The sequence below is a fragment of the Mesorhizobium sp. M7A.F.Ca.MR.362.00.0.0 genome (assembly GCF_004023175.1).
Taxonomy (GTDB): Bacteria; Pseudomonadota; Alphaproteobacteria; order Rhizobiales; family Rhizobiaceae; genus Mesorhizobium.
In genome coordinates this window covers 1-18,641 of sequence record NZ_RZTF01000092.1, presented here as the reverse complement: position 1 = coordinate 18,641, position 18,641 = coordinate 1, and the positions used below count along the sequence as shown (strand labels likewise).

Below are 18,641 nucleotides of genomic sequence, written 5' to 3'. Positions count from 1 at the left end.
GGCCGTCCATACCGCCATCCGATCTGCAGACGGTGGAGCTTGGCGCCGAGGCCGCTATGGCCGCAAATTGACAACCATGGCCACGATGCGGTCCCAGAACAGGACGACCGACACCACAAGGCCGACCAGTGCGCCGGCAGCGACCAGGCCAAGCCCGGACAGAAGGGCCGACCAGCGTTTGCCGCGCTCCGCTGCGCGCAGCGGCGGTTCGGCTTCCGGCACATAGGCACGTTTCAGGCCGGCGACGGCGGGTTCGACGCCGCCTTCCAGCATCCTCTGACGCTCGACGATGCGCTCGGCGACATAGCGCGTCACGGAATCGGCAACCGGCTTCATCTCGGTGGATTCGGCAAGCACCACTCGGCCGATACGGGTGTCCTTGAGGAAGCGATAGGTCCGGCGGTCGCGCCCCATGGCGACATGGCTGATGGCGTCGATCCACAGGCGCGGCTGCAAGCCGGACGAGACGACAAAGTCGAAATTGTCCATATCGGCCGGAACATCGGCAAAAACCGGTGCCAGTTCGGCGGCGAGCAGATCGAGACGCATGCGATGCGCCTCGCGCATGTCGACGACGACGTCGTCGCGGTCGGCGAAGGCATTTTTGACATCACGGATGGCATCGGACAGTTTCTTGGACTGGTCGATGGTCTTCTCGCCTGCTTCCTTCATCGGCGTCTGCCTCGTAGGTTTGGTTAACACCGGGTTAACACAGCCGCCGGCAAAATGCACTGGCGAGATCGACGGCCCCGGGTGTCCAGGAAGGTTGTCGTGCGCGAAAAAGGTCAGCTGGCTGCGGCGGCGAATTTCTGGCGGTGTGGCCTGGCGCGACGATTGGTGTTGCGGCGAATGATCTCGGCAACAAGGTCGGGGGCTTCCTCAGCCAGCATATGGCCGGCCTCCAGCACGTGGTGCACGTGAAAATGCGCCGGCAGGTCATCCGCCTGGGTAAAGGGCAGCACCGCATCGCTGATTCCCCATGCCACCATCACCGGCATGTTCAGTCCATCGAGGCGATCGTGTGGGATGACGCCTTGCCGACCGTCCACGGTCATGGCGGCTGCGATCTCGACGAGCTTTTCGAGTTGGCCGGGTCGCCTGCGCATTTCCCAAAGGGTGTCGACCGTATGTTCGAGTGGCGGGGCTGAAGGTCCCGACATGACGGCGAGGCAGGAGCGGATCTCGGACCGATCCGAGGCTTCGGCATAGCGGCGCAATAGCGGTCCATTGATTTCGGGGCCAAGGCCGCCCGGCGCCAGAAGCGTCAGCGAGGCTATCTTTTCGGGCTCGGCCAGCGCCATCAGCGCCGCCACGGCACCGCCCATCGAGTGGCCCACGAGATGAACGCGCTTCAGGCGACGCTCCGAGAGATCGGCGAGCACGGCCTTGGCTGCCACCCTGGCGGGACCGGCGGCGGGAAAATCGAGCGACAACCCGTGCCCAGGCAGATCATAGGCCAGCGTATGCGTGGAAGGCGTCAGGGCGGAAATCACCTCGCGCCATACATCATGGCAGCCGCCGAAACCGTGCAACAGGACGATGGCCTTCGAGCCAACACCCTCTTCGGCGGCAAAAAGTGATGCGGTCATGAAAGCTGATTTTTTGTTATTGCAGAATGCGCGACACCCAATGGTGGCTGAATTGCTCCTAGTCCAACGTGATGACCAGTAAAATTTTCGCGATTTGTACGGTTGTGTACAGAACTTGGCGACCAATCGGCGATCGGAGCGCAGGAAATCCATCGGGACGCGGCACAGCCAGTGCGCGGACGTCGATGGTGTCAGCTTTGGCTGCCGAGCCCGGCAGCGCGGAGTGCCTGGACCAGCCGGTCGGTCAGGTCGGCCGGATATTTCCGCTCGACGAAAGTCGCCCGCGGATCGGCGGCAAATTTGGGGAACTCGGTGGTCAGTTGTTTCAGCAGCGTGCTCACCAGATGATCCTGTCCGGCAGCCTTGGCGCCGATCAGCCGCGCCGCCAGATAGTGTGATTTCGTTGCCGTCGTTCTCAGGGCCATGCTGGCTGCGACTGCCTTGTTCATGTCGCCGAGCATGAGCTCACCGACGAACAGCCCATAATCCCACCATGTCGGGTGTCCGCTGAAGGTCTCCGCCGCATGATCAAGGATCGGCGTTCCCTCAACATATCGTCCGGCGAAGATCAGCCCGTAGCCGTAAGCGGCGGCCATGCCGAGATCGTAGGGGTTGAGTTCATAGGCCTTGCGCATCCAGCGGATCGCTTCGTCCGTATTGCCGAGGCGCGAACTGACATAGCCGTAGGAGCGATGGGCATAAGGGCTGGTCGGACCCATCTGCACGCCGCGATGGGCAAACTCGACGGCTGTTTCAATCGTCGCGTTGGGCGGATAGGCGTAATGATCGGACACCGCCTCGAGATGCAGGGAAGCAAGTTCCGAATAGACGAGCGAGGACTTGGTTCCACCATTGGCCAGCTTCTCGAGGCAACGATAGGCCGCCTCATGGGTCCTGGCGTTCTGGTCCAGATAATATTTGCCGTTGAGCAGCAGACATTGCGTCAGACCGTTTGGCGTGCCGGTCTGCTCGATATAGTTGTAGATGGTGCCGGAGGCGGGGAGTGCCGAGCTAAGCATATCGGCGATACGGTCTTCGACCGCGGCAGGTGCGCTGTCGGCGGGGGTGAGATTGCGCGATAGAAGCACCCGTCCGGACGCCATGCTTTGCAGTTCGATCGTGATGTCGCCCGCGTCCGGTCCAGATAGGACGTCGAATATGAAGCTCGTCGCGTCGTCGGCCGGATCGCCGACGGTGTCGCGGCCGATGAAGTCGATCGTATCGAAGCCACTCAGGCCGGCGCGCAGCGATGCGGCGACACGGCTGGCGTCGGGGCCGTCAGCCTTCAGTCCGATATAGACTTGCGGCAGGGCGTCAGCCCTTGCCGATGCCGTGATGCTTGCGGTTGCGCCAGCGATCTCCGGCGTTGCCGAGATGTCGCCGCCTGCCAGCAAGGCAGTGCTGCCCTGGCGAAGGATCAGTACGCCCAGCATGGCGATGACCAGAGCGATCGCCATCCAGAAAAAGCGGAGATGGCGCGCCACCGAGGGAGCCGGCGAAGATGGTACGGAAGCCAGAGACATCGCCTCCAGCATGCCCGTGCCGGCTTCGTTTGACCGATCGGTGGATGCGGCGCCGTCCAGCCTGAGTTCGGGAACAGACTCGGCAATATCGGGCAGGCGGATCGCGTTCAATTCATAGGCAGGAACATAGCCGCCGCGCGGAATGGCGATGCGGACCGGCTCGGCAATTCCCTCATTGGCAAAATAGTGCTGCAGAAGCTCGCGCAGCCTGCCTGCCTGCACACGCACCACGGCATCGGTGGACGGATCGAAGTCGCCGTCCTTGCCGAAAACATCCATGGCAATGGAAAAGCCCTTGAGCCTGTCGGCTTCGCCGGCCTGTTCACGTTCGACAAGATAACGCAGCAGCTTGCGCGCGCGTTCGGATCGGCCGAACGTTTGGCTGGCAAGCAGTCGCTCCAGTGTCTCGCGCACTGCGGGGGCGGCAGGCGTGGCATGCTGCAAGTGTCGATCCTCTCGAAGTCGGCACAGGTTGAGGCGCGATCATATAGGTCCCGCACCACCACACAAGTATACACCCCGTTATGCGATCACGTACCCACCGGATAATTCCGCGGTGGTTAATGGCCCGAAAGATCGGAACCGATCACCAGGTTGGGTGGGTTCCGATCTTTGTTCCCGTCGGGCGTCAGCCGGCTTTTTTACCGACGACGGCAAGGAAGTGACGATTACAGGCACGGTTACCGACGATACGGTTCGCGGCAGACATCACCGCCTCCAGTGAGGCGGCGACGATGTTGGTGTTGATGCCGGCGCCGAACAGCTTGCCCTTGGGATACTCCATCTCGACATACGAAATGGCCGACGCGTTCGAGCCGCGCTGCATCGAGTGCTCGGAATAGTCGAGCACCGACATCTCGACGCCGACATGGCGCGACAGCGCATTGACGAAACCATCGATCGGGCCGGTACCCGTGCCTGTAATCGTCACTTCCTTGCCGTCGTCGAGGATGACCGCCTCGACGACGCGCCGGCCCTTGATCTCGGTGCTGGGATAGGTGTGGTGATCGAGGAATTTCAGCCGCGCGCCGGGCTGGTCGACATAGGTCTCGATAAAGCGCTCGTAGATGCGCCTGGCCGGCACTTCCTTGCCCTCGGCATCGGTGATCGCCTGGATTTCCTGGCTGAACTCGATCTGCAGATTGCGCGGCAGGTTGAGGCCGTAATCGGCCTGCAGCACATAGGCGATGCCGCCCTTGCCGGACTGCGAATTGATGCGGATGATGGCTTCGTAGCTGCGTCCGACATCGGCCGGGTCGATCGGCAGATAGGGCACTTCCCACAGGCTCGTATTGGCCTTCTTCAGCGCCTTCATGCCCTTGTTGATGGCATCCTGGTGCGAACCGGAAAAGGCGGTGTAGACGAGTTCGCCGACATAGGGATGGCGCTCGGGGATCTTCAACTGGTTCGAATATTCGTAGACGTCCTTCATCCGGTTGATGTCGGAGCAATCGATCAAGGGATCGACACCTTGCGTGTACATGTTCAGCGCCAGCGTGACGATGTCGACATTGCCGGTGCGCTCGCCATTGCCGAACAGCGTGCCTTCGACGCGGTCGGCGCCGGCCATCAGGCCGAGCTCGGTGGTGGCTATGCCGGTGCCGCGGTCATTGTGCGGATGCAGCGAGACCAGCAGGTTTTCCCGGTTGTCGAGGTTGCGGCACATCCACTCGATGCGATCGGCATAGATGTTGGGGGTCGACATCTCGACCGTCGAGGGCAGGTTGATGATCAGCTTGTTGTCCGCCGTCGGCCTAACGATCTCGGTGACGGCGTTGCAGATCTCCAGCGCCACTTCCAGCTCGGTGCCGGTAAAGCTCTCCGGCGAATACTCGAAACGAAAGCCTCCGCCGGCCTTGGCCGCCATGTCGGTGATCATCTTGGCGGCGTCGGTGGCGATGCGCTTGATGCCGCCGACGTCCTTTTCGAAGACGACGCGACGCTGCAGCTCGCTGGTCGAATTGTAGAAATGGACGATCGGGTTGGTGGCGCCCTTCAGCGCCTCGAAGGTGCGGGTGATCAACTCCGGTCGGCACTGCACCAGCACCTGCAGCGAGACATCGGCTGGCACGTTGCCTTCCTCGATGCACCAGCGGGCAAAGTCGAAATCGGTCTGCGATGCCGACGGGAAGCCGATCTCGATCTCCTTGAAGCCCATGTCGAGCAGCAGGCCGAACATGCGTGCCTTGCGCTCATGGCCCATCGGATCGATCAGCGCCTGGTTGCCGTCGCGCAGGTCGACCGAGCACCAGATCGGCGCCTTGTCGATCACCTTCGAAGGCCAGGTCCGGTCGGTGAGGCCGACGGTCGGATAGGGCTGATATTTGCGAGCCGCGTCGGGCATCCCTTTGGCCAAATCCGTGTCGGCTACCGCGGCATCGGAGCGGATTTCTTCTCGTGCGTTCATCGTCGTTTCTCCCGGCGGCTCATGGATCCACCTTCGGTGGACTGATGGCGAGCGGCGCCTTTACCAGAATTTCGTTCGCTTGATGTGATTGCCAAGGAGCATGCGCTTGCGCGGCGGTTCGACCGCCGGGCGCTCCTTCAGCGAACCCGGCGATCGCCGATAAGGCCGAGAAGAAGCAGGGTCGAAGCCAGCGCGCGCACGGTCTCGCCGGAAAAACCGGTCGGACGGGAAGCGTTGGTGGCGCGCGTGTTCATGGCGGTTCTCTTACAGGAGCGGCTTGTGAGAGGCAAGTGGGGGCCGCGTGGCGGGCCGTGATCTGTCGGATGTTGTCCCGAACATGCGCGCTCTTCCCCACGCGCGGCAAATGCGCCAGACTCGGGCATCGACAGGGTTTCGATGCCCCTGTCGCGGGAGGGGTCGTCCATGAATTTCGTGTTCTTCTCGCCGCATTTTCCCGCCAACGGCGCGGATTTCTGCGACCGCTTGAAGAAGGCCGGGGCCAGGGTGCTCGGTATCGGCGACGCGCCCTATGACGCGCTCGACGCCAAGCTGAAAGCAGCCCTTTCGGAATATTATCGCGTCGCCAACATGGAGGACTACGATCCGGTGTTTCGGGCGATGGGGCATTTCGTCCACAAATGGGGCCGTATCGACCGTTTTGAATCGCTCAACGAACATTGGCTTGAGCTGGAAGCTAACATACGCACCGACTTCAACATCTACGGCACCAAGCTCGATTTCGTGAAGAACCTGAAGCGCAAGAGCCGCATGCGTGCCTTCTTCCGCAAGAGCGGCGTCGACACCATCGCGCAGCGCAAATGCTCCGACCGTGCCGGGGCCATGACTTTCATCCGGCGCGTCGGCTACCCCGTCGTGGTCAAGCCCGACAGCGGTTCCGGCGCATCGAACACCTTCAAGATCTCCAACGCCAAAGAGCTCGACCAGTTCTTCCGGGACAAGCCCGAGGACGTGACCTTCGTCATGGAGCAGTTCATAGAGGGGCTGGTGGTGACCTTCGACGGGCTGGTCAACCGCGACGGCGAGGTGGTGCTGGCGGCCAGCCACCGCTACGACCAGAGCGTCATGGAGGTGGTCAACAAGGACCGCCATATGAGCTACACCTGCTTTCCCAGGATCAGCCCGGCGGTCGAGGAGGCCGGCCGCAAGATCCTGAAAGCATTCGACGTGCGCGAACGCTTCTTCCACATCGAGCTGTTCGAGACCAAGGACGACCGGGTCATCGCGCTGGAGGTCAACATGCGCCCGCCCGGCGCCTGGATGACCGATGCCATTAACTACACGTTCGACATCGACGTCTACGCGGCATGGGCCGACATGGTGGTCAGGGATGCCGCCGGCGGCCCTTACGAGGGGAAGTATTTCACCGCCTATGCCAGCCGCAAGCGACGCCTCCACTATTTGCACAGCCATGAGGACGTGCTAGCCGCGCAGCGTGACAAGATCGTCCACCATCAGGCCATCGAAGAGGTTTTCAGCCGCGCCATGGGAAATTACGCCTACCAGATGCGCTCGAAGGACGAAGCAGCGTTGCGTGCAGCGGTCGCGTACATCCACGCGGAAAAGGCGTGAGGCGATGGACATTTCCTATCACAAGAATTTCTCGAGCCAGCTCGGCCGCGACATGGAATACAAGCGCTACGGCCATGCCGGCCGGCCGGTGGTGGTGTTCCCGACCTCGCAGGGCCGGTTCTACCAGTTCGAGGATTCCGGCGGGGTGGGCGCACTGGCCGAATTCATCGACACCGGCCGCATCCAGCTGTTCACGGTCGACGGCGTCGATTCTGAATCCTTCTTCGACAAGCATGCCGACGCCGCCCACCGCATCGCCCGCCACGAGGCCTATTTCCGCTATGTGCGCGAGGAGGCGCTGCCGGACTTCCTGTCCACAGCCGAGCAGGCCAATGGCGGGCGCAAGCTGAAGCCGCTGTTCTCGGGCTGTTCGATGGGCGGCTATCACTCGTCGAACTTCGTCTTCCGCTTTCCTGAACTCGCCAGCGGCGTCATTGCCCTGTCGGGCGTCTATTCGGCGCGCGACTTCTTCGGCAAAGCGCTTGAGGGCGACATTTTCTACAACTCGCCGCTCGACTATCTGCCCGGCATCGTCGATCCCAAACTGCTGGCCCGGCTGAAGGCGCTCAGGCTGATCTTCTGCTGCGGCCAGGGCGCCTGGGAAGAGCGGATGCTGGTCGAGACGCGCAGGCTGGAACAGATCCTGCGCGACAAATCCATTCCCGCTTGGGTCGACTACTGGGGCGGCGATGTCAGCCACGACTGGCCATGGTGGCACAAGCAACTGGTCTATTTCTTCGGCCGTTGGCTGGATGAGGACCTGATGCACAGGCTCGACTGACAGCGGGGCTCGTCCGCTGACAGCTACCCTTCCTGGCCTGCCGGCAGAGCGACGGTCTCGTGTTCCGACGCCGATCCGCGACGCAGGCCAAGGAAGACGACGATGGCGGTCATGACGGTGATTGCCGCCAGCACGATCAGCAACCTGTCGAACGCCGCCTCGTAGGCCTGGACCAGAACAATGGCTCCAGCCTGGGGCAGATGTTGTGCTGCTTCGCCGAGATTGCCGGTCACCAGCAGTTGGGCTGCCGCTGCTGCCTGCGTCGAAGATGCCGTTCCCTGTGCGGCGAGATGCGCGGCGGTAAAGCCGGAAAGGGTCGCCATGACGATCGCCAGCGCCACGCCCTCGCAAGCGACGCGGGTGGTGTTGAAGATGCCGACCGCCATGCCGGCGCGCTCTCTCGGCACGACACTGACGGCGAGCCCGTCCATCAATCCCCAGGGCAAAGCGATGCCGACGCCGATCAGCATCAGCGGCGCCACCAGCGCACTATCGACCGGTGGTGTCAGGCTTAGCCAGACAAGCCCGGCGGCAGCGACGAGCAGGCCGACGCCGCAGATCGTGGCCGGCGCGATCCAGCGCGCCAGCTGTCCGGCGAGCATCGGCAGGATCAGCAGCGGGCCTGATAGGCAGATCATCAATTGCCCGGCCTTGATCTCGCTCATACCCTCGATGCCGATGAAGCGGATCGGCAACAGGACGAGCAGGACGACGAAGGCGTAAGCGGGTGCCGCAGCCAGAAACTGGACGCCGACGAAGCGGGGATAGGCAAACAGCGTGAGATCGAGCATCGGCCGTTGTGCTCGCCGCTCGACAACGACGAAGGCGACAAAACAGATGGCAGAAGCGGCCAGAAGGGAGACGACGAGGGGATCGGCCCAGCCGCTCTGCGGGGCCTGGAGCACGCCATAGGTCAGCGACGCCAGCGCGATCGTGAAGGTGCCGGCTCCCGCCCAATCTAGGCCCGTCGCATCCGGGTCGCGCGATTCCCTGATGGTGCGCAGGCCGAGCATGGCGGCGGCAATCGCGAGTGCTGCAACCAGAAGAAAGATCGACCGCCAGCCGAATGCAGAGATGAGCAGGCCCGACGCGATTGGGCCGAAGGCGAGGCCGACGCCGAAACTGGTGCCGAGGAAGCTGAAGGCGCGCAGCCGCAACGGCCCTTCGAATTCCTGGGCAAGTGCCGAGGCGCCGCCAGCGAAGGCGGCCGCACTGCCGATACCCTGCGCGGCGCGGAAAATGTCGAACCAGATGATGTCCGGCGCCAGCATCGCGCCCAGCGACGCCAGGACATAGAGGGAGAGGCCGACGAGGAAGAGGCGCTTGCGCCCATGATTGTCGGCCAGAGCGCCCGACGCCATCAGGGTGGCGCCGAAGGTCAGCATGAAGGCGTTTGTCACCCAGTTGAGCTCGATCGGACTGCCGCCGAGATCGGCCGCGATGCGCGACAGAGCGACGGCCGGACCGGTGAAGGTCAAGGGCATCGTCATCGCGGCAAGGCACACGGACAAGAGCACGAGCCATCTCTCGGCAGAGCCGGTTGTGGTCCTGGAAGTCATGGATTTCCCTATCTGAAACAGTACTCGCCGGTGGCCCGCGCGATTGCGGAGCCGGTCGTGATGACAAGATAGGTCGTCGGCGTTTCAGGAAAAATGGTGTTATATCTCCTGGCATATCGGACTGAAACGCTCGAATGGAATGACGCAATGGATCGTCTCAACGCGCTCCTGGCCTTCGCCCGCACCGCCGAATTCGGCAGTTTCGTCGCCGCCGGGCGGGCGCTTGGCATCTCGGCTTCCGCTGTGGGCAAAAGTGTCGCCCGGCTCGAGCAGGAACTCGGCGTGCGGCTCCTGCAGCGCAGCACGCGGCGCATTGGCCTGACGGAAGAGGGCAAGCTGTTCAACGAGCGGGTGCGCCGCATCCTCGACGACATCGACGATGCCGAGGCGATGCTGTCGCAGACACGGGAAACACCGCGTGGGCGGCTGCGCATATCCACCCCGATCGTCACCTATCATCTGCTGCTGCCGGTGCTGTCGGAGTTCATGGCACGCTATCCCGAGATCGAGCTCGACATCGATTTCAACGACCGGATCGTCGACGTCATCGACGAGGGTATCGATGTCGCGATCCGCAGCGGCGAACTGCCGGATTCGCGCCTTGTGTCGAGACCCGTTGCGCCCTTTCGCATGCTGCTGTGCGCGGCGCCCTCCTACCTGGACCGCCATGGCGCCCCCAGCGTGCCGGCTGATCTCATCAGACATTTCGGCATAAACTTCCGCTTCCTGAACAGCGGCAGGCTGCTGGAGTGGCCGTTCACTACCGGAAGCGCCGAACCGCAGATCCGCTCGATGCTGACCTGCAACAACATGGAAGCCTTGAAGGGCGCCACGCTCGCCGGCCTCGGCATAGCTTGCATGCCGGATTTCCTGGTGCGCGAGGCGCTGCACGAAGACAGGCTGCGTACCGTCCTCGATGGTCATGTCGACGGCCGTGGCCAGTTCCGGATGCTGTGGCCCTCCAATCGCCATCTGTCGCCGAAGGTGCGCGTCTTCGTTGATTTCCTTCCCGAGCGACTTGCTGCGACAAGCGGCTCGTAGCCAACTCATCGAATAAATATGATTATTATTGTCATGTTTCTGTGGAAACATCGGAGCGGCTGTGGCATGCCGCTGACGGTGAGGGTGCCGCGCGGCGCCTTGCCCGAACCGTTTCGAAGGACTTGAGCGATGGACCAACTTAGCGCGCAAACCCGGATCAGCGACGCGGCGATCAGATCGGTGATGGACCGGCTGCGCGCAGAGCACAGCGAATTCGAGATTGACACTGGCGTTGCCGACCAGTGGGAGCTCCGCCTCTACTACGGCTCGTTGAGCGCTACGCTCGATGATGAAAGCGTGCTGATCCGCGTCGCGGCGACAGACGAAACCTGCCTGTCCTACATGAAGATGACGGTCGCCGGCCATGTCGCCGAACATCTCGGCACGACCAAGGGCATCCATTGGCAAGGCGACGGCAGCGACGCCGGTACTCCGGTCTTCTTCCGCGAGATCACGGTGATGTCGTCGACGCGGATATCGGCGCATATGCAGCGCCTGCGCTTCGCCGGCAAGGATCTCGGCCGGTTTAGCCATGGCGGCCTGCACATGCGGCTGCTGCTGCCGCCGCCTGGCCGCCGGCTGGTTTGGCCGACGATGGGCGCTGACGGCTTGATCGTCTGGCCTTCTGGCGACGATGCGCTTGCCGTGCGGGTCTACACGATCCGGGCGCTGGATGCCGCAAGCGGTTGGCTCGATGTCGATTTCGTGTTGCACCCCGGCCAGAACACGCCCGCCGCCACATTCGCGCAAAACGCACGGGCGGGAGACGTCATCGGCATGATCGGACCCGGCGGCGGCGACGCCCCGGTGGCGCAGACCTTGCTTCTGCTCGGCGACGACACCGCGCTGCCCGCCATCGGCAGGATTTTGGAGCATCTGCCGCCATCAACACGTGCCGAGGCGCTGATCGAGGTCGATAGCCCGGATGACCGAATGGCGCTGGCGCAAGGGGACAATATCGACATCACCTGGCTTTACCGGCGCGGCCTCGAGGCCGGCACCGCAGGCCTATTGTCGACCGCCTTGCGTGAGCGCAATCACATGGCGCTTGCCGACGGCCTGTACGTCTGGGCAAGTTGCGAATTCGGCGATTTCCGGGAGATACGCAAGATCGTGCGCAAGCAGTGGGGCCTGCCGCGCGACCGGCACCTGGTTACGGCCTACTGGCGTCGGGATGCGCATAGCGTGGGCGAGGGCGGCGAGGACTAGTCGCTGCTTATTGCCTGACGCTTCTGGCCACCAGCCGAGCGACGCTCGGGCCGACCAGCAGCACGATCAGGAAGCGTGCCGATTGCAGGGCCATGACGAAGGAGATGTCGACGTTCTGCGCGGCGGCGGCGATGATGGCGATGCTGTCCATGCCGCCGGGGCTGGTCGCCAGATAGGCGGTCAGCGGATCGATGCCCAGGAGATGGCTGATCAGGAAGGCAAGGCCGCCGCAAAAGGCGATCAGCGCCACGATCGAGGCGATGATCTGCGGCAATGCGCGCGTTGCATGGCGCAGGATCGCCCTTGTGAAGTTCAGGCCGATCGACCAGCCGACCATGGCGTAGCTGACGGCCAGCAGCCATTGCGGCAATTGCATCTCCACGCCCAAGCCAAGATGGACGACGGTGCCGAAGATAAAGGTGCCGAGGAAGAAGGGCGAGGGCAGCCGGAAAATCTTTCCCGACAGGCCGCCAACCAGCGCGATGCCGATGGTGGCGGCGAAGGCCTGGCGGTCGATCGGCGGAAACCAGACGATGGGCGGGATTTCGACGCCCGAGGTGTCGACCCACATCTTGGCAACGAGTGCTGCGGTCATCGAGACGAAGATGACGCGCAGATATTGCATGAAAGCGACGAGGCGCTGGTCGGCGCCGAACGCGCCGGCCATCAGCACCATGGCGGTGGCCGCACCCGGCGACGAGCCTCAGACGGCGGTGGTGCCGGGCAGGATGCGCCAGCGGCTGATCAGCCAGCCGAGCAGGCTGGAGGCAGTGACGGTCGCCACCACGACGCCTAAAAACAGCGGCCATTCCTGGTAGAAGACCGGAAAGATGTCGGCCGAGATCGAGCTGGCGACGAGGCAGCCGACGATCGCCTGGGCGGCGCCGAACAGAAGACGCGGCACACGCACCGTGGCGTCATTGGTGCCGGCGACGATGGCCGCCAGCATCGGTCCGATCAGCAACGCCGCCGGCAGGGTGGCGAGTTCCAGCGCGCCGGCAAACAGCAGGGAAACAACCAGCAGGGCAAGCCACTGCCAGAGCTTGCGCATCCGCGCCATGCGCTCGAGTGTGGGCAGGTCCGGGGATGGCTGCTCGGCCGAGGAATCCATGTTTCGGTCTTAGACTTGAAGCGGGACGATGCGAACCCCCGCTTTGCCGAAAAAGGAAGCTGTGTGACGCGCGAGTCACGCAGTTTACCAAGGTGTCAGAGCTTTCGGATAGGACCGGGATAACGGGCGACAAGATCGTCCATCGTCAGCAAGGTAATCCCCTCAATGGTTGCCTGGGCGACCAGGATTCGATCGAAGGGATCCTTGTGGATCGCCGGAAGTCCGTCGATGGCGAGGGCATGTTCACTGGTGATCGGCAAGTCGTGATAGCCATTGTCGAATAGGCCTCGCCGGAGCAAACGGGGATCGACCTGGAAATCATCCCGTCCCAGTCCTCGTTTGATTGCGATCTCCCAAAGGCTGGCGGGACTGAACAGCAATTCGTTCTCGGGGTCCTCAATCTCGGCGAGAGCCGCAGGTGTTAGCCGATCCGGTTCGCCAGCCGCCCACAGCAGCAAATGGGTGTCGAGTAGCAGTTTCAAGTGTTGACACCGAACAGTTGCTCAATCTCCTCGCCACCCATGCGGTCGAAATCGTCGGGAACGGAAAACTGGCCGGCCATAAAACCGACCCTTCGCGCCTGCGACGAGGCCGGCTGATCGATAGGCACGACTTTCACCAATGGTTTGCCCGCCTTGGCGATGATGAACGGCTCACCTTTGGCAGCTCGGTCAACGAGACGTGAAAGATTGGTCTTCGCATTGTGGATGTTCACGGTCTGCATCGCAGGTTTCTCCAAGTGGACTTAGTCCACAGAACTTAGTCCATTTTCAGAGAATTACAAGTGGAGCGCGATGACTGGCAAAACCCGGGGTCGAGATTGTTCACCTGTCGATATTGCACCTGGAGTGCGAACCCTCGCCTCGGCATCAAGCCGTGGGCGGATCACCCCGTCTTGCCGTCAGCCAGCCCGAAGCCGCCGACGGGGTGGGTTTCGACCTGGAATTCAAAACCGGCGATGAACGGCCGCGCCTTGGCGATCGCCGCCTGGACTTCGGGAAGCTGCAGCGAGGCCTTGGGCTTTCGGCGTCGGTCCACACTTCGGTGACCCAGATCGCGTCGGCATCGGCGGGGTCGCGCGCGCTGATATAGCTCAGGCAGCCCGGCAGGGCGCCTGTACTGTCGCGCAGAAGGTCCATGACCGCGTCACGCTGGCCGCGCGCCGCCCGCATCTTGCCGATCAGTCCGTACATTCCGTTGTCTCCCTTTGAGGTTTTCGACAAGAACATGCAGACCGCCAGTATGCCGGTAGCCGTTCAAGGCATCAACTGGCCGCCATTCACCTCGATCACCTGGCCGGTGATGTAGCCGCTGAGAAGGTCCGAAGAGAGGAACAGATAGGCGCCGACGCAATCCTGCGCCGTGCCGGCGCGTCCCTGCGGAATGGTGGCGACCATGCCCTTCATCTGCTCGTCGGTCGAATAGCGCTCGTGGAACGGGGTGAGAATGGTTCCGGGCGCTACCGCGTTGACGCGGATGCCGAAGCCGATCAGTTCCTTGGCCATGCCGCGCGTCACATTGGAGACGAAGGCCTTGGCTGAGCCGTAAAGCCCGGCGCCGCCGCCGGCGCCGTTGCGCGCGGCGATCGAGGAGGTGTTGACGATGAAGCCGCCCTGTTTCTTCAGCCACGGGATCGCCTTGCGCGAAGCAGTCAGCACCGAGCGCGCATTGAGGTCCATCACAGCGTCGTAATGCGCCTCGGTCTGCTCGGCATAAGGGATGCGGCCAAGCATGCCGCCGGCATTGTTGACCAGCCCGTCGAGGCGGCCGAAATATTGCGCGCTGTCCTCGACGACGCGCTCGACATCGGCGGCAACGGAAAAATCGCCCTGAACGAGAAACACCTCGCCGCCCTTGTCGGCAATCGTCAGGCCGAGCTTCTCGGCGGCGTCTTGACTCGAATTGTAGTGCAGCGCCACCTTGCATTTCTGCGCTGCATAGGCCAGCGCGAGCGCCGCTCCGATGCCGGTCGACGCACCGGTGACCAGCACCGCCTTGCCGGCAAGATCGGGTATGCTGAGTGTGGTGGCTGGCACGGTTCTTCCTCCGGGAGGTCTGCCTGTCCTTCGTAGGCCCTTGCCACCCCGGTGTTCAAGCCTTTGAGCAATTCAAGGAAACGTGTGGAGCGGTTTCCCGGCAAAGCGAGTAGCGCTTTCCCTCGGGGAATTTGCGCCAAACAAACCGCTCTACGGATGCAGATAGGCGTAACCCTGGCCTTGCAGTTCGGCGAGTTTGACGACGCCGCCCTTGTCGGCGGCATGAAACCCGGCGAGCAGGTCGGGGAGCGAAATATCCATGCCTTGCATGGTGTTGGCGCAGGCATGGGGTTCCAGCCCCTGCCGCACCAGGCCGGCGAAGCGCCCGGAAATCGCGGCCGATATGCCTTTCGACTTGAAGGCCGCGAGCGCGGGACCATGCACGACCAGCACGATGTCGACATTGCCGCCGGTGCCCTCATAGTGGTTCTTGATGTTGCCGAGCACGAAATTGACCTTGTCGGTGTCGCTCAAGTGGTAGGCGACTTTTTGCCTTGCGGGCTCGGTGGCGGCTGCCTGTGCTGCCCGCAAACCGAGAAGCGTTCCGGTTCCGGCAAGAACCGCGCGGAACATATCGCGCCGACGCATGGAATCCTCCTCCGCTTGGCGGCCCGCCGCGAATTGCGTGGCTGCGGCCGCAATACTAGCATAAATTGACGTTGCGTCCTGTCGATGCGGAGGAGAGATCACATGGCGTTCAGGGCAGGGGAATGGAAGACAGTCGCCGGCGCCGGGTTTGGCGCGGCGCTGCTTGGCTTGCTTGCCGGATCGGCCTCCGCCGACGATGCGCTGAAGCTCACCGAACTCAGTCCGAACGGCGCTGATGCCTGTTTCGGCCGCGTCTATGATGCGGGGCATCTCAAGGCGCACCCGAAGCAGAAGGTAACGCGGATCTTCTTCTACTACGGCCATGATCCGGTCAGCCGGCCGAACGAGGAACCGACCGTGAATTCCGACACGTCCTACAATGCTTTCATCGCCACCACCGTGCGCGGCGCCAAGTCGCCGGAATGGGCCGGCGGCTGGTGCAATCATGCGTCAGAGGACGGCAAGACAGGCCCGGTTCATTGCGGCATGGAATGCGACCGGACGCTTGCGTCGCTGAAGGTCGACGACAAGGGCCGGCTGTTCCTCTCGGATCTGCAGCCCGACATCTATCTCGATGCCGGTTCGGAAGAAGAGCTTGGCGCTGCGGAATATAGCAGGCAGGCACTCGGCAAGGATGACGACAATTTTCGCCTCGACCCGATCCCAGCGGCGACCTGCAAGGCGGAGTTCGCGCGCATCGATCCGGTCGACCCGGCGCTAGGCCCGCCGCTGCGCGAGCGGCTGAAGCCGGACCAGGCCTTCTGCTATGGGCGCGACTACGATGCGGCGCATCTCGGCTCGCACCCCGATCAACTCACCCAGTCGATCCGGGTTTTCCGCGGCAAGGTAGAGCTGGCGTCCTTCGCCTCGGGTGGCGACGCCGCCAACTGGCCAGACGGCGCCGACATTGCCGTTACCGTCACCACACGGCAGAAATCGGCTGAGGTTACGCAGACCTATTCCTGCCAGGGCGAAGCCGACCAGTGGCGCTGCGCGGCCAGTTCGAAGATGAGCGATTCTTCCTGCGACATCGCGCAGAAGGAGATTTTCCTCAAGCGTGGCCTCAATGGCACGATGATGCTGGCAAATCCCAACAGCGCGCTCGCGATCGTCGACCTGTGTTCGAAGGCCGCCGATGGCAAGACGAAATCCGACGACAAGGTCTATCGGCTGCAGCCGATGCCGCAATCGGCCTGCTCGCCTTGAGCTTCAATGGAGGGCGCGAATGGATAAGGCAAAAGTCTTTTGGTCTGGCGGATCGCAAGCAGTACGCATGCCGAAGAAATACCGTTTCGATACCGGCGAGATTTCAATCCGTCGCGAGGGCCGAGCGGTCGTTCTCGAACCGCTTGCGCAGGATTGGGTCTGGCTCGACAGTTTGACCGGGCCACTTGACGACGATTTTGTTGAGGCAGCTTTGGAAGGCCGATAGAGACTGGCGGCGCAGACCATAGGATCCATGCGTGACATCTGAGCGCTGCTGCGGTGCAGAATTCTGTTCCGCTGCACTCTACGGACAAGGTCGCGGCATGGATCCTCGGGTCTCCGCGACGGAGCTTCGCTCCTGCTTCGCCCGTGGATGACGAAGTCGAGAAGCTTCGGTTAATTTTCCCAAGTCGCTACAGGAAATCGCCTCAGGCAAACGGCACGGCGGTTGTGCCCTTCGGCAGCTTGGCCTCGTCGTCGGGCTCGACATGGATGGTGACGCGCACCGAGGGGATTTCGGCTTTCAGCGCGTCCTCGATGCGGTCGCAGATGACATGGCTGGCGCCGACCGACATGTCTGCGTCGACGACCAGATGAAACTCGATGAAGGTGGCGCGGCCGGCGATGCGCGTCTTGAGGTCGTGAACCTCCAGCGCGCCCTTGCAATTGGCCGAGATGACGTCACGGATGCGCATGTGTTCCTGGGTGTCGACGGCGCGGTCCATCAGGCCGTTCATCGACGAGCCTATGACATGCCAGCCCTGCCACAGGATGTTCAAAGCCACGAGGACGGCAAGTGCGGGGTCAAGGATCTGCCAGCCGGTCAGGATCGCTCCGACCAGGCCGCCGAAGACGCCGATCGAGGTGACCACGTCGGTCATGATGTGGTTGCCGTCGGCGACCAGTGCCGGTGATTTCTCCGCCCTGCCGGCGCGGATCAACGTCCAGGCCCAGAAGGCGTTGATGACCGTAGCGACGCCGTTGACGGCAAGACCTTCCCAGGGCTGTTCGAGCGGTGCCGGGGTCTGCCAGTGGCGCCAGACCTCGTTGAGGATCAAAAGGGCGGCGAGCACGATCAGCACGCCTTCCAGCACCGCCGAGAAATACTCGGCCTTGTGATGGCCGAAAGGGTGGTCCTGGTCGGCCGGCTTGTGGCTGACCTGGATCGCCCAGAAGGCTGCAACCGAGGCAATGACGTTGACGATCGATTCCAAGGCGTCTGAGTAGAGCGCCACCGAGCCGGTGACGTACCAGGCGGCAGCCTTCAGCGCGAGCACGACAAAAGCGACGATAATCGACCAGAAGGCGAGATTGGCGATTTTGCGCTTCGCGGCCGCCTTGGCCGCGATCGCCATCGTGTTCTCGGCTTCAGCCATGATCGTCAGGCGGCCTTTTCCTTGGCCTTGCGGGGCAGGTGGGCGACGATGTTCTCGATGATGCGCATGCCAGCATTGTGGCCGAGCGTCATGATCGATTCCGGGTGGAACTGTACCGCGGCGATCGGCTCCTTGCGGTGTTCGAAGGCCATGATGATGCCGTCCTCGGTCTCCGCCGTGACGATGAAATCGTCGGGCAGGCGCACCGGATCGGCAAAGATCGAGTGGTAGCGGCCGACGGTCACTTCCTTGGGCAGGCCCGAGAAGATGATGCCGGGCTTGGAGACCCGGATGCGCGAGGGCTTGCCGTGCATCGGTATGTGCAGCTGCCGCAGTTCGCCGCCATAGGCCTCCGCCAATGCCTGCAGGCCAAGGCAGACGCCGAAGATCGGCAGTTCGCGGGCGCGCGCCTTCTTGATGGTTGCGGCGCAATCGAAGTCCTTCGGCGTGCCGGGGCCGGGCGACAGCACGACGAGATCGGGTTTCAGCCGGTCGAAGACTTCCTCAGGCACCGGCGAGCGAACGGTCGAGACGTTGGCGCCGGTCTGGCGGAAATAATTGGCCAGCGTGTGGACGAAACTATCCTCGTGGTCGACCAGCAGGATGTTGACGCCGTCGCCGACGC

The 18,641-nt window shown here is 62.9% G+C and carries 17 protein-coding genes and 2 pseudogenes; 6 read left to right on the top strand and 13 right to left on the bottom strand.

What is annotated here, in order from left to right; genetic code table 11:
- Positions 1-54: 54 nt before the first annotated feature.
- The 4 genes from EOC06_RS14370 to leuA form a co-directional block, all read right to left on the bottom strand.
- Positions 55-672: a hypothetical protein gene (locus EOC06_RS14370; RefSeq protein ID WP_127317851.1), complete on the bottom strand. Its 618-nt coding sequence runs from the start codon at positions 670-672 to the stop codon at positions 55-57.
- A 113-nt stretch (positions 673-785) separates the two neighbouring features.
- Positions 786-1,589, bottom strand: a complete 804-nt coding sequence (locus EOC06_RS14365) for an alpha/beta fold hydrolase (protein ID WP_128308078.1) — start codon at positions 1,587-1,589, stop codon at positions 786-788.
- A 191-nt stretch (positions 1,590-1,780) separates the two neighbouring features.
- Complete coding sequence (locus tag EOC06_RS14360; RefSeq protein ID WP_128308077.1) at positions 1,781-3,556, bottom strand: M48 family metallopeptidase; 1,776 nt, start codon at positions 3,554-3,556, stop codon at positions 1,781-1,783.
- A gap of 184 nt (positions 3,557-3,740) precedes the next feature.
- A complete protein-coding gene (gene leuA, locus EOC06_RS14355; protein WP_128308076.1) occupies positions 3,741-5,519 on the bottom strand; it encodes a 2-isopropylmalate synthase in 1,779 nt (592 codons plus the stop codon).
- 423 nt (positions 5,520-5,942) lie between these two features.
- Between leuA and EOC06_RS14345 the strand changes: the two genes are divergently transcribed.
- Positions 5,943-7,109, top strand: a complete 1,167-nt coding sequence (locus tag EOC06_RS14345; protein WP_127271680.1) for an ATP-grasp domain-containing protein — start codon at positions 5,943-5,945, stop codon at positions 7,107-7,109.
- 4 nt (positions 7,110-7,113) lie between these two features.
- On the top strand, positions 7,114-7,890 hold the full coding sequence (locus tag EOC06_RS14340; protein ID WP_127326753.1) for an esterase family protein: 777 nt from the start codon (positions 7,114-7,116) through the stop codon (positions 7,888-7,890).
- Between the two features lie 23 nt (positions 7,891-7,913).
- Here EOC06_RS14340 and EOC06_RS14335 read toward each other — a convergent pair whose 3' ends face one another.
- Positions 7,914-9,449, bottom strand: coding sequence for an MFS transporter (locus EOC06_RS14335; protein WP_128308075.1), 1,536 nt, complete (start codon positions 9,447-9,449; stop codon positions 7,914-7,916).
- A gap of 147 nt (positions 9,450-9,596) precedes the next feature.
- On the opposite strand from EOC06_RS14335, the gene EOC06_RS14330 reads away from it, so the two are divergent.
- Together EOC06_RS14330 and EOC06_RS14325 are read left to right on the top strand one after the other, a co-directional pair.
- The gene (locus EOC06_RS14330; RefSeq protein WP_128308074.1) at positions 9,597-10,490 is read left to right on the top strand and encodes a LysR family transcriptional regulator; all 894 of its coding nucleotides are present in this window, start codon (positions 9,597-9,599) and stop codon (positions 10,488-10,490) included.
- Between the two features lie 129 nt (positions 10,491-10,619).
- Positions 10,620-11,699: a siderophore-interacting protein gene (locus EOC06_RS14325; RefSeq protein WP_128308073.1), complete on the top strand. Its 1,080-nt coding sequence runs from the start codon at positions 10,620-10,622 to the stop codon at positions 11,697-11,699.
- 7 nt (positions 11,700-11,706) lie between these two features.
- Here the strand turns inward: EOC06_RS14325 and EOC06_RS14320 are convergent.
- From EOC06_RS14320 to EOC06_RS14295, 6 genes and pseudogenes are all read right to left on the bottom strand, one after another.
- A pseudogene (locus EOC06_RS14320) lies at positions 11,707-12,810 on the bottom strand (AbrB family transcriptional regulator).
- A gap of 95 nt (positions 12,811-12,905) precedes the next feature.
- Entirely contained in the window at positions 12,906-13,292 is a 387-nt protein-coding gene (locus EOC06_RS14315) for a type II toxin-antitoxin system VapC family toxin (protein WP_127270551.1), read from the bottom strand.
- The gene (locus tag EOC06_RS14310) at positions 13,289-13,534 is read right to left on the bottom strand and encodes a type II toxin-antitoxin system Phd/YefM family antitoxin (protein ID WP_056595839.1); all 246 of its coding nucleotides are present in this window, start codon (positions 13,532-13,534) and stop codon (positions 13,289-13,291) included. The genes EOC06_RS14315 and EOC06_RS14310 overlap by 4 nt, the downstream gene beginning before the upstream one ends.
- Positions 13,535-13,695: 161 nt before the next feature.
- Positions 13,696-14,003: pseudogene (locus EOC06_RS14305) on the bottom strand (putative quinol monooxygenase).
- Positions 14,004-14,066: 63 nt separating this feature from the next.
- A complete protein-coding gene (locus EOC06_RS14300) occupies positions 14,067-14,846 on the bottom strand; it encodes an SDR family NAD(P)-dependent oxidoreductase (RefSeq protein ID WP_127270549.1) in 780 nt (259 codons plus the stop codon).
- Between the two features lie 150 nt (positions 14,847-14,996).
- On the bottom strand, positions 14,997-15,434 hold the full coding sequence (locus tag EOC06_RS14295; RefSeq protein WP_127270547.1) for a DsrE family protein: 438 nt from the start codon (positions 15,432-15,434) through the stop codon (positions 14,997-14,999).
- Between the two features lie 102 nt (positions 15,435-15,536).
- Between EOC06_RS14295 and EOC06_RS14290 the strand changes: the two genes are divergently transcribed.
- Positions 15,537-16,640: a hypothetical protein gene (locus tag EOC06_RS14290; RefSeq protein WP_128308072.1), complete on the top strand. Its 1,104-nt coding sequence runs from the start codon at positions 15,537-15,539 to the stop codon at positions 16,638-16,640.
- 19 nt (positions 16,641-16,659) lie between these two features.
- Complete coding sequence (locus EOC06_RS14285; protein ID WP_032808618.1) at positions 16,660-16,866, top strand: antitoxin; 207 nt, start codon at positions 16,660-16,662, stop codon at positions 16,864-16,866.
- 202 nt (positions 16,867-17,068) lie between these two features.
- On the opposite strand, the gene EOC06_RS14280 is transcribed toward EOC06_RS14285, so the two are convergent.
- Positions 17,069-18,016 carry a cation diffusion facilitator family transporter gene (locus EOC06_RS14280; RefSeq protein ID WP_023809882.1) on the bottom strand — a complete coding sequence of 316 codons (948 nt, stop codon included), beginning with the start codon at positions 18,014-18,016 and terminating at the stop codon, positions 17,069-17,071.
- Between the two features lie 5 nt (positions 18,017-18,021).
- On the bottom strand, positions 18,022-18,641 hold a 620-nt coding region (locus EOC06_RS14275), incomplete at its 5' end, for a gamma-glutamyl-gamma-aminobutyrate hydrolase family protein (protein ID WP_164898576.1).